12 protein-coding genes are annotated in these 15,113 nt (G+C 62.7%); 4 read left to right on the top strand and 8 right to left on the bottom strand.

Features of this window, described 5'->3' with window-relative positions:
- Nucleotides 1-49: 49 nt before the first annotated feature.
- The 7 genes from cckA to flgB form a co-directional block, all read right to left on the bottom strand.
- Nucleotides 50-2,602 (bottom strand): cell cycle histidine kinase CckA, encoded by a 2,553-nt coding sequence (gene cckA / locus O6760_RS18280; protein WP_269581142.1) that lies wholly within the window; start codon nucleotides 2,600-2,602, stop codon nucleotides 50-52.
- 416 nt (nucleotides 2,603-3,018) lie between these two features.
- A complete protein-coding gene (gene flhB / locus O6760_RS18275) occupies nucleotides 3,019-4,098 on the bottom strand; it encodes a flagellar biosynthesis protein FlhB (RefSeq protein ID WP_269581141.1) in 1,080 nt (359 codons plus the stop codon).
- A gap of 9 nt (nucleotides 4,099-4,107) precedes the next feature.
- Nucleotides 4,108-4,881 (bottom strand): flagellar biosynthetic protein FliR, encoded by a 774-nt coding sequence (gene fliR / locus O6760_RS18270; protein ID WP_269581140.1) that lies wholly within the window; start codon nucleotides 4,879-4,881, stop codon nucleotides 4,108-4,110.
- 13 nt (nucleotides 4,882-4,894) lie between these two features.
- Nucleotides 4,895-5,161 (bottom strand): flagellar biosynthesis protein FliQ, encoded by a 267-nt coding sequence (fliQ, locus tag O6760_RS18265; RefSeq protein WP_269581139.1) that lies wholly within the window; start codon nucleotides 5,159-5,161, stop codon nucleotides 4,895-4,897.
- Nucleotides 5,162-5,185: 24 nt separating this feature from the next.
- Entirely contained in the window at nucleotides 5,186-5,500 is a 315-nt protein-coding gene (locus O6760_RS18260) for a flagellar hook-basal body complex protein FliE (RefSeq protein WP_269581138.1), read from the bottom strand.
- A gap of 30 nt (nucleotides 5,501-5,530) precedes the next feature.
- A complete protein-coding gene (gene flgC, locus O6760_RS18255) occupies nucleotides 5,531-5,941 on the bottom strand; it encodes a flagellar basal body rod protein FlgC (RefSeq protein ID WP_269581137.1) in 411 nt (136 codons plus the stop codon).
- A 32-nt stretch (nucleotides 5,942-5,973) separates the two neighbouring features.
- Nucleotides 5,974-6,378, bottom strand: coding sequence for a flagellar basal body rod protein FlgB (flgB, locus tag O6760_RS18250; protein ID WP_269581136.1), 405 nt, complete (start codon nucleotides 6,376-6,378; stop codon nucleotides 5,974-5,976).
- Between the two features lie 421 nt (nucleotides 6,379-6,799).
- On the opposite strand from flgB, the gene O6760_RS18245 reads away from it, so the two are divergent.
- The 4 genes from O6760_RS18245 to O6760_RS18230 all read left to right on the top strand — a co-directional run bounded on the left by O6760_RS18245 (nucleotide 6,800) and on the right by O6760_RS18230 (nucleotide 10,776).
- On the top strand, nucleotides 6,800-8,512 hold the full coding sequence (locus tag O6760_RS18245) for a flagellar biosynthetic protein FliO (protein WP_269581135.1): 1,713 nt from the start codon (nucleotides 6,800-6,802) through the stop codon (nucleotides 8,510-8,512).
- Nucleotides 8,512-9,279, top strand: a complete 768-nt coding sequence (gene fliP, locus O6760_RS18240; RefSeq protein ID WP_442969804.1) for a flagellar type III secretion system pore protein FliP — start codon at nucleotides 8,512-8,514, stop codon at nucleotides 9,277-9,279. The genes O6760_RS18245 and fliP overlap by 1 nt, the downstream gene beginning before the upstream one ends.
- Before the next feature lie 259 nt (nucleotides 9,280-9,538).
- Entirely contained in the window at nucleotides 9,539-10,459 is a 921-nt protein-coding gene (locus tag O6760_RS18235; RefSeq protein WP_269586303.1) for a DUF2336 domain-containing protein, read from the top strand.
- 194 nt (nucleotides 10,460-10,653) lie between these two features.
- Nucleotides 10,654-10,776, top strand: a complete 123-nt coding sequence (locus O6760_RS18230) for a hypothetical protein (RefSeq protein ID WP_269581134.1) — start codon at nucleotides 10,654-10,656, stop codon at nucleotides 10,774-10,776.
- Here the strand turns inward: O6760_RS18230 and O6760_RS18225 are convergent.
- The gene (locus tag O6760_RS18225; RefSeq protein ID WP_442969931.1) at nucleotides 10,773-14,996 is read right to left on the bottom strand and encodes a hypothetical protein; all 4,224 of its coding nucleotides are present in this window, start codon (nucleotides 14,994-14,996) and stop codon (nucleotides 10,773-10,775) included. The two genes, O6760_RS18230 and O6760_RS18225, sit on opposite strands and share 4 nt — an antisense overlap.
- Between the last annotated feature and the right edge of the window lie 117 nt (nucleotides 14,997-15,113).

Here is a 15,113-nt window from a genome sequence, read left to right as displayed (position 1 = left end):
TTCTAGCCTCCGGAAAAACGCTCACATCTCCAGTCTGGACCCGTTGACGCTACCCGTTCAAGACATCCTTCACGGTGGTCGCCAGCTGCTTCAGGGTGAACGGCTTGGGCAGGAAGAAGAACTGTTCGCCTTCCGGCAGGTTTTCCTCGAAGGCGTCTTCCGCGTAACCGGAGACGAAGATGATCTTCAGGTCCGGACGGGTCTTGCGCAATTCGACCAGCAGCGTCGGGCCGTCCATTTCCGGCATGACCACATCGGACACCACCAGATCGACCTCGCCATCGGTCTCTTCCATGACCTCCAGCGCCTCGTTGCCGGAACCCGCCTCGTGGACCGTGTAGCCGCGCGAGGCGAGCGCACGGGCGGCGAAGGCACGCACGGCCTCCTCGTCCTCCACCAGAAGGATCGTGGCGGAGCCGGTCAGATCGGTGACCTTTTCCGGTTCGCTTTCCTTCGGCTCCTTCTTTTTCTCCTCGACCACCTGCGGAATGTGCCGCGGCAGGAACAGGCGGAAGGTGGTGCCTGCATCCACTTCGGACGTGCAGAAGATGAAGCCGCCGGTCTGCTTGACGATGCCGTAGACGGTCGACAGGCCCAGGCCCGTGCCCTTGCCGACTTCCTTGGTGGAGAAGAACGGGTCGAAGATCTTCTCCATGACGTCCGGCGGCATGCCGTGGCCGGTGTCCTCGACCTCGACCAGCGTGTATTCGCCCGGAGGCATGCCGCGGGTGTTGTCGAACTGCGTGCTTTCGGCCTCGGTCACGTTGCGCGTGCGGATGGTCAGCCGGCCGCCGTCGGACATGGCGTCGCCCGCATTCACCGCCAGGTTGACGATCACCTGCTCCAGCTGGTTGAGGTCGGCCATGACCGGCCAGAGATCCCGGCCGTGGATCACCTTCAGCTCCACCTTCTCGCCGAGCAGCCGGTCGAGAAGGATGGACAGGTCCGCCAGGACATCGTTGAGTTCCAGCTGCTGCGGCCGCAGCGTCTGGCGGCGCGAGAACGCCAGCAGCTGCCGCACCAGGCCGGCGGCCCTGTTGGCGTTCTGCTTGATGTTCATGATGTCCTGGAAGGACGGGTCGGTCGGACGGTGGCTGGCGAGCAGCAGGTCGGAGAAGCCGATGATCGCGGTCAGGACGTTGTTGAAATCGTGGGCGACGCCGCCGGCGAGCTGGCCGATGGCCTGCATCTTCTGGCTCTGGGCGAACTGCGCTTCCAGCGCGCGCTGCTGCGTGGTTTCCAGCGCGTAGACAATCGCGGCCTCGCCGTCGCCCTCGCCTTCCTGGACCGCGGACACGTAGAAGGTTGCCGAACGCGGGTCGTTGCCTTCCACAAGCGGAATGTCGATCGGCGCGATCTCGCCGATGCCGTTGGCGGCCGCCTGCAGGGACTTCGACAGTTCCTCGCGCCCGCTCTCGGCCACATAGGCTTCGAGCTTGGGCGATTCATCATCCGTATCGACCGCCCCGAACAGCTTCAGGAACGGAGCGTTCGTCCTGAGAACCCGGCCTTCCTTGTCGAGCGATGCAATCGCTATCGGCGTGTTGTTGAAGAAGCGCGCGAACCGGACTTCGGCCGCCCTGAGCGCCTCGGACGCCTCTTCGCCGCGTGACCGGTTCAGCACCAGCGTGCGGCTGTCACCCGGCTGGCCGTTCTCGCCGAAGGGAACCCGGTGCAGAAGCCGTACCGGCAGGCCGCGGCCGTTGCGGGTGACGAAATCGAGATCGAAGGTCTCGCTCTTGACCTCGCCGGCCTGGCCCTTGAGAGAGCGGATCAGCTCGGTTCCGTCGCCGCGCACGATGCTGGACAGGTCGAGGTCGCCGGCATCGAACTGGGCAAGGTCGTAGCCGAGCCAGTCGGCGAGCGTCGCGTTCAGGTAGACAAGCCGGCCCTCGGCGTCACAGGAGAAGAAGCCGGCCGGCGCGTGATCGAGGAAATTGATGACGCGTTGCAGCTCCTGGAACGAGTTTTCCTGCTCTGCCCGGTCGCGGGTGATATCGGCCAGCTGCCAGACCGCCATCGGCTTGCCGCCGCCGCGCTCCCTGGACACCTGGAGCGGACGCACGGAGACCCTGTACCAGCGCGCAGTGCCGTCCGCGCGGCCGAGCGGAAACGGCATGCGGATTTCTTCCTGCGCCCGGCGCCCGTCGCGCATGGCCTGGGACAGGCGGAAAATGGCATCGGCCGCGTCCGGATCGGAGGAGAACACGCGTTCGACCACACGGATGTCGGCGGCGGTTTCCGCGCCGGTCAGATCGGCATAGGCCTTGTTGGCATAGACGAGACGGCCGTCCAGATCCGTGATCAGGGCACCGTCTTCAAGCGTGTCGACAAACGCGGAGGCAAGTGGATTGGCTTCACCGGGACGTGCGGACAGGCGCAGAAATCCTATGGCGCCGGCGAAAAGGCAGAACACGCCGACAACGGCCAGGATTCCGAGCAAGGCAAGGATGAACGGCTGCGCGACTTCGCGATCCATGACCGCAAAGGCAGCAGCCGCGCCGACCAGCAGCAGGGCCAGGCCTATCAGAAGACCTATGTTGCCGGACCGCTCCGGGCGACTGATCATCGGCCCGCTCGGCGCTCCGTCCATGTCATTCATCCATCCTGTCTCCCCGGCGCGATTCGCATTTGAACGGGCCGTACATAAGCATTCTGTGCTTAATAGCCGATTTCAACTGATATGCGACCAAGTCCTGTTGAAATTCACCTGTTATACCAACCGCAATTAATAGGAACCCATCTGACCGCGTTTGGAGACTGTTCGGCAAGGAGCAGATTGCAGATCGATACGGGGTATCGTCCAAAATCTGCGACGCGGCAGAACAGCCTCCAAACGCGGCCTTCGGTGGCCTGTTCCGGCCCGCCGGACGGCGTTGCGCCGCTTGAACGGCCAACCAGGCCGTCCTGCGCAACGCGCCTTGCCGGCAAACCGGAACAACGACATCAGATCGGTTCCTATTAATTGCGGTTGGTATGAGCCCCGGCCGATTGTGCAGAAGCGAATTCCGGGAAAGGTCAGTTCGACCGCCATTTTGCGCGTTTGCGCATGCGGAAGACGAAGCCGATGACCTCCGCAACTGCCTTGTAGTGCTCTTCCGGAACTTCCTGGTCGATATCGACTGTCGCATAAAGTGCCCGGGCAAGTGGCGGATTTTCGACCACCGGCACGTCGTGTTCCTTTGCGATCTCGCGCATTTTGAGCGCAACGGCATCCGTCCCCTTGGCAAGGCACAGGGGCGCGCCCATGCCCTCCTCGTATTTCAGTGCAACAGCAAAGTGGGTCGGGTTGGTCACCACGACGGTTGCCGCCGGAACTGCCGCCATCATGCGCTTGCGCGACCGCTCCATTCTGAGCTGACGGATCTTGCCCTTGACCTGCGGGTCACCTTCCGTCTGCTTGAACTCTTCCTTGATCTCGCGCAGCGACATCTTCTGTTTGTTCCACCACTTGTTCTTCTGGTAGATGAAGTCCGCGGCGGCAACGACCGTCATCACGGCCAGGATGGCTGCAAGACACTGCAGGATCAGCACCCGCGCCTCTTGCAGGATCACGCTCGGATCCGCGAAGATGATGACGTCCGCCTCATCCTTGTGCGGCCACATCACGGCCACCATCACCGCACCGACAATCATGATCTTTGCCATGCCCTTGGCGAAGTTCACCAGACTGTCTGCGGAAAACAGGCGCTTGAAACCGGAGAGCGGCGAGACCTTGGACAGTTTCGGCTTGATGGTCTCCGTCGTGAACAACGGCTGGTGCTGCACAAGATTGCCGGCGACCGCCATGATCACCAGCGCCAGCAACGGCACAGCGACGATGATGGCGACCGATTGCCCGGTGTCGCGCCAAAGAACCCTCAGCGCATGGCCGTCGATGGGCATCTGATGCGCGTGTTCCAGATAGCCTTTCATGAGGTCGCCGAGCGCGGTCGCGGCGCCCGGAGCCAGAATGGCGATCATCAGCGTCGCCCCGGCCAGGGTAAACCAGGTGCTGACTTCCTGCGATTTCGGTACGTCCCCCTTGTCATGCGCTTCCTTCAAGCGCTTTTGCGTGGGGTCCTCGGTTTTCTCCGATTGATCGGTCTCGTCAGCCATTGTGCTGTGTCATCCCACAATGAACTTGCCGAGCGACTCCTGAAAATGCTCCAGATAGAACATCATCAGCGTCGCAACCAGCGCCATGAGAAGGAAAAACCCGATCGCGATGTTCACGGGCATTGCGATGAAGAAGATCTGCATCTGCGGCATCAGCTTGTTCAGCAGGCCGAGGCCGAAATAGAACACCAGACCGACAACGAGGAAGGGTGCGCTCATGCGCACCGCGATCGAAAACACGTGAGCGACCGTTTCCGCCGCATTCTGGGAAAAATCGCCGACGGACGGGGCCATGCCGGGCGGAAAGATCGTGAAGCTGTCATGCAGGGCGGCGATGACCAGGTAATGCGTGTCCGTGACGAACACCAGCGTGATACCCAGGATCGAGAGGAAATTGCCGTAGAGCGCGCCCTGTTGCCCCTCGTTGGCAATGTCGGTCCCCAGCGCGAATGCAAGACCCGACTGGTTGGCCATGACGACGCCGGCAATCTGAAGGACGGCGGTGATCATTTTCCCGCACAGGCCGATGCCGAACCCGATCGCCAGTTCGCCGAACAGCAGCATCGCCAGACGGGGCGCGTTCTCGGTCAGTCCGTCGGGATATTGCGGCGCTGCCACGGGATAGAGCACGAGCGTCAGTGCCAAGGCGATCGTCAGCCTGAAACGTGTCGGGATGGTACTTTCCCCGAGTGCCGGCAGCAGCATGATCATCGTACCGAGCCGTGCAAACATGAGCATGAATGCAGCGGCAACATCGGGCAGGTAATCAAGCTGGATCGTCATGCGTACCGCCGCCCTAGCCGGAGGCCAGGATCATCTCGGTCACGCGCCCCATGAACGACTGGAGCAGCTGCGCCATGAAAGGCAGCGTGATGAGAATGGTAACGAAAATCGCGAGAATCTTCGGCACGAAGACCAGCGTCATTTCCTGGATCTGCGTGAGCGCCTGAAACAGTGCGATCACGACGCCGACAAGCAGACCGACGATCATGATCGGTGATGCCACGAAGATCATGGTCCAGACCGCCTCGCGGGCGACGTCCAAAACCTCACCGCCAGTCATGTCATGCCCCTTTCAAAGGCCCGGTCAGATCGGCATCCGCATGATTTCCTCATAGGCGGAAATGACCCGGTCGCGTACCGCAACCATGGTTTCCAGGGCGATCTCGGTCTCGGCGACCGCGGTCACCACGTCAACGACATCGGCCTTGCCTTCCACCAGCGCCACCGCCTTGTCGTCAGCGACGCGCCCCTTGTCGACGACCGTGCCGACAGCCTCCTGCACCATCTGGCCGAAATCGACCGTTTCCGCCTTCGGAGCGCTGTCCTCCATTGCGCGGGCCTGCTGTTGCAGCTTCGCGGCCATCTGGTAGGCGTTGTTGGCGATCGATGTGGTGGACATGGCTCAGGCTCCCAATTCGGTACTTTTGGCTTACGCGCGCAGGATATCGATCGTCCGCTGCAGCATCTTGCGGGTGGTGTCGATCACGTTCAGGTTGGCCTCGTAGGACCGCTGCGCTTCGCGCATGTCCGTGGTTTCTATGAGGGTGTTGACATTGGGCTGCTTCACGAACCCCTTTTCGTCGGCGGCCGGATGCCCGGGCATGTGCACGGTCTTGAACTCCGTCGTGTCTTCCGCGAGCTTGCCGAGTTCCACCGTGTTTGCCTGGAGCTCCCTGTCAAAATGCGACTTGAAGGTCGGGATCTTGCGCCGGTAAGGGTCCTCGTCGGGCGTCCTGGCCGTCGAGTTCGCATTGGCGATGTTCTCTGCGATCACACGCATGCGCCCGTTTTGGGCCTTCAGTCCGCTCGCGGAGATGAACAGCGATTTGATCAGGTCCATGATCCTAGTCCTTTTTCTTCTGGTCCCAGGTTTCAGACGCTCTTCGACAGGGCCTTGCGGATCAGGCCGAGCCCCTTGGTGTAGAGGGTGGTTGCGGCCTGATAGTCCATCTGGTTGGCGGTGATCTTCATCATCTGCTCTTCCAGGTTGACGCTGTTGCCGCTCGGCGTGATCTCGAACGTTTCATGTTCTTCCGCCTCGACCTTGCCCTGTCCGGAAATCGTCGTCGCGATGTGCCCGGCCTTCGTTGTCGCCGTCTCGAGCCCGAATGACTGCCGCCCGATATGCTCCTGGAAGGAATAGGCCTTCACGTCGCGCGACTGGTAGCCGGGCGTATCGGCGTTGGCGATGTTTTCCGCAAGCACGCCCTGGCGGGCCTGATGCCACTGCATCTTCGATTTCAGCGCCTGGAACAGGGGCAGATCCGTCACGGCCATGCGATTCACCATTCGTTAACCAACCCGGCAATGATTGCCGCCCAAATGGTTAATGATTGGTTAACGCCAAATCTTCGCGTGGGGCGCAAACCGCTCAAAAACCGGTGGAAGGAGAAACTTTCCTTTGCATTTCGCAAAAAGAGCAGTCCCCTCAACGGGCAAATTTTGCCTGCTTCTGTTAACTTTAAGCCCTAGTGAGATTCGAAGCGGCGCGGCAAGAAACAGATGCGGACATTCAGGAAGCCTGAACTCGGCCGCTGCCCGGAAAGGCAAGACTTCAAAGAGTGTTGCGGCTAAGAGACCGCCCCGGGAACATCGGCTGGATTTACTGGGGATAAAGGCGCACCTCCCCAATTGGGGCAAAATGCCGGGATAACCGGCAAGGGCAATCACACCGCATGCGGGGCGGCACGAGGACACGATGTACAACTGGATTGAAACGACATTCAACGTGAGCGGAGGCGTCACGCAGGCCATAGCCGTCATTCTGGCGCTTTCAGTGGTTCTGCTGCTTTTCGGTCTCTTCATTTTCGTCCTCAAGCGCCTCATGGGCGGTCAGACATCGCAGAACCGTAACCGGCAGCCGCGCATAGCCGTGATGGACACCGCGTCCGTCGATACGCGGCGGCGCCTCGTCCTCATTCGGCGCGACAATATCGAGCATCTGCTCCTGGTCGGCGGCCCCAGCGACGTCGTCGTCGAGCAGAACATCATTCGCAACACGCCCCTGACGCAGGCCCGCCCGGGCCACCCGGCGCCAGCCGGTCTCGCAGGCACGGCTCCGGTCAGGGGACCGATGGCACCCGGCCCCGACATTCCGGTGCGACCGGATGATCTCGTCGCCCAGAGCGAGCCCGTGCCGCCGCCGGCCGCACAGGCAAGGCCACCTGCGTCTCCCGCACGGTCGACCCCGTCCATGCAATCGCCGTCCGCTTCGGCCCGGCCACAAACGGCGGAGCCGGATCAGCCCTCCGCCCCGGCATCGCGGGACAGACCCGACCTCGCCTCGCCCGGCCTCAACACGCCGTCGCCTGCAATGGCTCCAGCCGAAGCACCGGTCAAAAGCGCCGATGCCGGAAAGGCCGCGGCAACCGTGCAGGCGGATGCCCCCCATCGCGGTCCCAACCGCGCTGCGGACCTGCTCCGGGCAGCGACCCAGAACGGTTTCGGCAGAAACCCTTCAAAGGCCCCCGCACTCGCCAGGGAAGAAGATCCGAAGCAGGCCGAAAACGCACCTGCTGTGCGTCCCGCCGCCAAGCCCTCAAGCCTGTCCCAGCCGGCGGAGAGCGGAAAACCCGTCTCAAGGCTGAGTTCCCTGGCACGGCCGTTTTCACCGCGCGACCGGCCCTCCTACGGCACGCAATCGATCACGCCGCCCGCGTCCGGCCCCGCCGCCCGCGCCAAGACAGCCTTGCTGAAGCCTCTCGAGAGCCCGCAGCAGCAGAGCAAGGTCGAACCGGTTTTGGCGGCTGCACCGGTCAAGGTCGCGGCAGAGGCAGCCGACCCCGTCACCGGTGCCGAAGTCACTCAAAAAAGCGACTCGCAATCCGAAAGGACATCGATGTCGCCGGCCGTTTCACTGCCTGCCACCGACACCGCGCCGTCAGCAGTATCCGTGGACAACGCCGGCGCGGAAAACGCGGACGGTGAAGAGCTGCCGGCCGCACCCCTCGACGGTCCATCGCAGGCAGGGCAAGGGCAAGTCCACGGGACCGAAGCCTCGACGCCCGACCAGGATGAGCCGGGCAACATGCCGGCCCAGCCGGCCTCGGAGCCGCATCCGGACATAGCCGCCGAAAAATCCCCGGCGCCCGGAATAGAGCTCGACATGAGCGACCTTCTGGAACCCCCTGCCGCCTCGGCCGAAGCGCAGGTGGAAACCGCGGAACCCGCCAGGACCGAAGGAACCGCTCCCGTCCCGGCTCCCCAGGAAACCGAAGCACCGGGGAAAGAACCCGAAGAGCCGCACTCCCCCCTTGGGGATGCCTCCCCCGTTGCTGGAGAAGGTGAGATCAAAAAGACGGTCGAGCCGGTCCGGACAGCTCCGCGGCCGACCACCGGTCTTGGCGACAAGAACCCGATAGAAGATGAGATGGCGAAAATTCTCGATGAATTGGGCGGGCAGCCAAACTGATGTCCCGCGTCGAACGACTTTCGCGTTCCGGCTGGATCATGGGGCTCGCCGCCTTGGCGACAGCGCTTCTTGCCGTTCTGGCCGGACCGGCCGCGGCGCAGGAGATTTCGGTCGGCTTTGGTGATGATGCCAGCCTGACGGAACGCGCCGTTCAGCTTGTCATCCTGCTGACGGTCCTTTCCCTGGCACCGTCGATCCTGATCATGGTGACAAGTTTCACGCGAATTGTGGTCGTCCTGTCGCTGCTGCGATCCGCGATCGGCCTTCAGACCGCCCCACCCAACATGGTCATGGTCAGCCTGGCACTGTTTCTGTCCGCCTTCATCATGATGCCGACGCTCCAGCTGGCCTATAACGAGGGCGTGCAGCCTCTCGTCGACGGCGATATAGAGATCGAACAGGCCTATGAGCGCGTATCCGATCCGTTCCGGAGCTTCATGCTGTCCCAGGTGCGAGAGAAGGATCTGGCCCTGTTTCAGGAACTGTCGGGGCAGGACGCCCCCGAAGGCCCGGAAGACCTTTCCATGGCAACCCTTGTGCCGGCGTTCATGATCTCCGAGCTGCGGCGCGCCTTTGAAATCGGCTTTCTGCTCTATCTTCCCTTTCTGATCATCGATCTGGTGATCGCTTCGGTGCTCATGTCCATGGGCATGATGATGCTGCCACCGGTCGTGATTTCCCTGCCCTTCAAGCTGATCTTTTTCGTTCTCGTCGATGGCTGGAACCTGGTGGCCGGCTCGCTTGTCAAGAGTTTCGGCGGCGGCTGACCGCATCCTCGGAACTCGGAAAAAGTAGAAGAAAATTAAGATCGAACTGTAATAGTTTCGTTTCAACGCGGGATAATTGAATCCCGGAGTAAATAGCGGCAGGTCAGTGTTACGAGATCAACTTGAACAACTCGCCAGGATTAGGGAACCGGAGGCGAGATCGAAGCTCATCCGGACACTCGTCGGCGAATATGCGCGGTCGGAAGACCACGATCCGTCGGAGACGGAACGGGAACTTTTTTCAAGAATTGTCTTGTCCGTGTTCGACCAGCTTGACCGAGCCGCGCGGTACGAGCTGGTGGTCCGCCTGGCCAAGACCGACCGCATCATCCCCGATCTTGCGGACCGCCTCGCACAGGAAGACTACGAGCTCTCGGAACCTGTCATCGAATGTTCTCCGATGATCAGCCAGGGCGCCCTCGACAAGCTGGCCAAGAACGGCGGCAACGACAAGCGCCTGTCCGTGGCGCGCCGCGCGGACCTGACCGAAGAGATCACGGACACGCTGATTGCGCGCGCCAGCCGCAACGTGGTCCATGCCCTGCTCGACAATTTGGAAGCTCCGTTCTCGGTCAAGGGAACCCTCGCGCTGCTGATCTTCGCCAACACGGAAGCCGAGGTTCTTGCCGGCATCGCGCGGCGCGCCATGAAGGATGAAGAGTTCCTGGAAACCCAGATGTATGTTCTGGAGACCAACTGTCCCCTGATCCCGGTCCCTCTCAAGAAGGCATTGGAATCGGGTGACCTGGAACGGCTTGCCAAGTCGATCGACGAACTCCAGCGGGACGGCGACATCGAACTCGACGGCGTGCACTACTCCCGGCATGAGGCCAGCATCCAGATCGCCAATGGCGAATTGTCCTTCGACGCCATCTTGCGCACCTTGTTCGAACAGGACCGCATCGACGCCGCCATCTGGCTGATCAGCCGCAAGATCAACCTTGCGGATGACGTGGTCGCGGACACCCTGAAGTCGGACGCCGACGGCGCAATCATGCGCCTCATGCTGCAGACGGGCATTCACGAAAAGACCTATCGCGACTTCCTGAAGGCCCGCTGCGAGTGGCTCGACCGCAGCACGAGGTCGATCCCCGCACTGGTCATGCGCTACAAGGCCGAACTGAAGAAACCGCGTCAGACCGCGATTCCCGTTACGGAAACCCAGAAGGCCGTCAACTGAAGCGCACACTGACGCCCTTGGGCCTGGAGCGGTTCTCGTGAACCGCTCTAGGTGATGGTCTCATAAATGAAGAAGAAATGGTTTGAGGCGAATTGGTCTTCATCAAGGAACGAAAGCGCAGGAAATGTGGTTCATTTTCAAGCCTTTCGCGACGCTGAGGAAGCCCAATTCGGTCAAATCCGAAGGACATGGAAATGGCTTCACTCCGCGTCGTCAGCGCGCTCGACCGGGCAAAAAGCCCGCTCCACGCACCCTTCCTGGCGGCGTTTCGCCATTTTCCATGCCATTTCGTCTTCATTTATGAGTCCGTCACCTAGCCTGCGACGTCCGGAACAGGTGCGGCGGCGGACTGATCGGGGCTCCGGTCAGGCGACATGTATTGCCTGCGGTATTCCTTCAGGAATGTCTCCAGGGAATCGATGTCGGCGAGGCGATTCGCCACTTCCAGAAACTCGACACCCTGCGCCTCGATCGGGCGGGTCACGATCTCGAAGGCGAGCGCTTCCGAGCTGTCGGCCATCTTGGTCATGTATTTCGTCTGCAGGCGCTCCAGGCTGAGCTGGTCCCCGGCCAGGGAATAGGCAATTGCGGCCCGAAGGATATCGCGGCGTTCCAGTTCATCGAGCGGAATATTGTCGGACCAGCGGGACCCGTGCATGGCTTCCAGCTGCTCGCCGGCATCCCGCCAGCTCTCCGCCGCCCAGAACGTGTCCGCCCGGAGCCGGTCGACATCGGAGCCGCGCATGTTGCGAACCAGCTCGAGCGCCAGGTCGGGACGCCCGCTTTCCGTCAACGCCCGCGCTTCGACAATGTTGCGCTGGCGCTCCAGCGTGGACGGCAGGCTTGCCTGGCGGGTCCGGTTGAGCACCCTCAGCGCTTCGTCCGCCTTGCGGTCCATCAGATAGATGGCGGCTAGGTCCGCCGCAATCTGGGCCCGCGCGGCGCCCTTCAGCCGGTTGTCGACCTGGTGACGCAGCAGCTCGGTTGCCTGATCCAGCAGGTCGACCTCGACGAGCCGCTTGGCCAGAAGCCGTACCATCTCGTCACCCTGTCGCCCGATCGGCGTCATCTCGCGAAAATCGTAATAAAGCGCCAGGGCCTTGACCGGCGGCATTTCGTCGGCCTTGTCGTCCAGGAACAAGGCATTGAACAACCCGTTCATTTCTTCCTGGAGCAGCCGCGTGGTGTCCGCGTCCGGCTCGGCCTGGACGGCGGATTTCATGGCCTCGAACGCTTCCCGGTACTGGCCGCGCTCGGCATGAAGCTGCGCCAGGAAACGCAGGGTCTTCAGCTCGATCTCGTCGCCCCGCCAGGAGGTCGCAAGGCCCGCCAGCCGGTTGATCGTCTCGTCGACGGTCAGTTCGCCGTCACGGTAACGGATCCTCAGGGCCCTGTATTCGGCTTCCGCTGCCCGTGGCCGGTCATCGGACCGCGTCACCAGGTCGAACACCGTCAGCGCTTCCTGGGAGCGCCCGGACGCATCCGCCACGCGCCCGCGCAAAATATCGTAGCGAGCCGCCTGGGCACCGGTCACCTCGGACGGTTCGATTTCTGCCAGAATGCCGTTGGCGACGCCGAAATCATTGACCTCGACCATGGCCTGGGCGGCGGCCAGCTTGAATTCGGTCTGAATGGCCGGCGGGTAGTTGCCCACGACGGCGCGCCCGCGCGGCATGGCAATACGCGCAGCTGTCCAGTTCCCGAGCTTGACGTCCACAAGGGTCTGCCAGACGGCCGCGTCCGGGCTGTTCTTCAGGTCCGGCCGGTTCAGATAGCCGTAGGCCTCGTCGGGCCGGTTCGCCATGGTCTGGGCCGCACCCATCATCAGGTTGAAGGAACTGTCTTCCGCGAGCGCAGGCTCTTCTTCAAGCGCCAGCTTCATCAGCCCCAGCGCCTCCTGGGCAAACTGGTGAGCCAGATAGAACCTGGACAGCGCCATGAGCGGCTTGCGGCGGCGCCCTTCCGGTGCCTTCGACAGCTTGTCCTGAAGTTCCAGTAGCCTGGACCGGTAGGCCCCCGGCCCCTCCGTGCTCAGCGACACGAACTCGACGTAGTTGCCGTCCTCCGGATCGACGATGGAGTTCAGAGCGCCCGTCCCTCCCCTGAGATACTGGTTCGACAGCGCAAGCCCGCCTTCCTTTTCGATGATCACGTCGTCGCCCAGGATCTTCATCTTGACGCCGTCGGCCTTCGACACGATCGCAATGCCCTGGGCCGAACTGAGCGCATCCAGATCGACGAAGCTTTGCGGTTTCAAGAGGCCGCGCGGCGGACCGAAGCCGGTCACCAGCGAAATCGCGTCGCCCACGAACGGGTCGCTGACCTGTCGGATGTTCTGCGGATCCTGATAGAGTACCCTGAGCACGGAGCCTCCATCGCCCCTGACGGTGCGTTCCAGCTGCAAGGGCCTGGACGGTTCCAGGATCAGGTCCCCGATGACCAGCGACCAGGCGTTGCCGTCAACACCCACCGTGGCCAGAACGGGGTCGTTCATGTCGAGACGCAGGATCTGATAGTCGTCGAACTGCTGGACCTCGATGGTCTCCGCGGTCTCGGCAAGCGCCGAAACCATGCCTCTCGTATCGATTGTCGCATCGGTGTCGAACACCAGCCAGATACTGTCGTTGCGGCGGAAAACCGCGCTGGAGACCGGTTCGGAGAACGGGAATACGACGCGCACCGTGTTGCCGATCCGCCGCGCCTCAGCGGAGACAAAATTGCGCACTTCCTGGGCGAAACTCGCCGGCGGCGTTTCCGGAGACACCTGCGTCTGTACCTGATCGCTGCCTCCCTTGGCGCGCCAGGCCTCCTGTTCGACCTTGGGCTGGGACGGCAACTGGATGCCTTCCGGCACACCGCCACTGCCAAGGGACGGCGTGGTCTGGATCTGCACGGGCGACACCGCTCCCGGCTCTTCGGTTTGCGGACCGCTGTCAACCGCCTCGACCGGTTCCAGGGTTGGAATACCGTTGTTGTCAGGAACGGCCGTGTCCTGTGGCCCGTCGATCGGCTGCTGGGACAGGTCGAGCATCGGCGCCTCGCGGACGATCTCTTCCTCCGGCATTGGGTCGCCAAGCGGCATCGCGCCGGGCTCGGCCTGGGCAACGACCAAAGCGTCCTGCATGGGCGGCACGGATGCTGGCCCCTGACCCGCGAAGGCGTCCGCGCCTCCCGGAATTGCGGCCGTCGTCAACTGGTCCTCCGCAAGGCTCCCCTCGGCACCCGGCTGCGGTTTCGTGGACGCGGCCAGTTCAGGCGCAGGAAGCGTTTCGACCGCCGGAGCGGTCGTCGCATCATCAGGGCCTGGCGCGGCGATCACGGTTCCGGCGGGGCCGGTTTCCCTCCGATCGTCCAACTCGCCCGGCGGCCCGGCTGCAATCTGGCCGGGCTTTGTTCGCGGGATCATCGCGGTCTGTTGCTGCGGTTCCGTGCTTGCCCGTCCCGTCTCGGGATCCGGCTCTGCGGACAATGCCGCGGCGTGTTCCGGCCCGCCGGCGCCTGTCGCCGGGGTCTCCGGAGCACGGGCGCCGTCATTTCCGCCTGCCCCGCCGAGCGGAATCACCGTGTAGGCAGGCGATTCATCCGCCTTGGATTCCTTCAGGACGCCACCGCCAACCGTCGTTGTCGCATTGGTCGGCGGCAGGCCGCGCGGGTCCTTGACCTCCCGCGTGTCCCTCAGTCCCGGAGCGGAGATCATGTCCTTGCGGTTTTCGTTGTCGGCGACGGACAGTTCCTTGTTGATCAGCGCGTTGGCGGGATCGTTGACTTCCATGTTTTCCGGCGTCACGTCGATGACATAGGTCTGTTCCTCCCGGAACGCCCGGATATCGACGGAGGGCTCGACCCGCATCAGGAATTTCAGCTTGCCCTGGTCGAGGAAGGAGGTCGCGTCGATGACGCCTTGCGGCAGATGCGCCCTCAGGTGGGCGATGTCGAGCTGCGCCGGGTGATTGAACGTCACCTTGATGATGTCGTTCTCACGCACGAAAGCCGTGTCGAACTTGATCGACCAGTCGAACACAAGCCGCGTGAATGTCGGATGCTCGCCGACATGCAGCGTCACTTCCGGGCCTTCCTGCGCCTTCAGCCGGGCCTGTTCCAGCGCGCGCACCTTGCGCATCGCCTCTTCGGCGCGTTTCGCGAGATCGCGCACGACATCGTCGGGCAGCCCGGGCGGCAGGCCCTGCCAGGTCATCGGCAGAATGTCGACAAACAGTTTTTCACCGGCTTCCAGCGTGTTGATCTGGTACTGGCTTTTCAATGCGAAACGTATGGCGCTGCCGTCCGGGTCGCGCCGCGCAATGGTCACGTAGTCGCCGAGATCCAGCGGCACGTCGTCGACATTGATATCGATCGGCTCCTCGAAGGATATCCGCAGAACACCGCCGGTGATCACCGCGTCGTAGATCGGCAGCAGCGTGCGGTCCTTGAAGGTCAGCACGATGCGGCCGTAGCCTTCTTCCTCGGATACATCCAGCTCGACCGGTTCGAGGGGCTGCGCCCGGGCGGAATCCGCTGCGGCCAGGCCCAAAACCATCAGGCAGACGAATGTCAGGTACACGAACACCAGCCGAACGGCGGCAGGCAGCCGCGACGGAAGGTCCACACCGCCCGCAGGGGCGGTCCGGCAGCTGATCAGAGGTGTCAGGAACGG

Origin of the sequence: Roseibium sp. Sym1, assembly GCF_027359675.1 — a bacterium.
Lineage (GTDB): Bacteria > Pseudomonadota > Alphaproteobacteria > Rhizobiales > Stappiaceae > Roseibium.
This window is presented reverse-complemented; position numbering and strand designations above follow the sequence as displayed.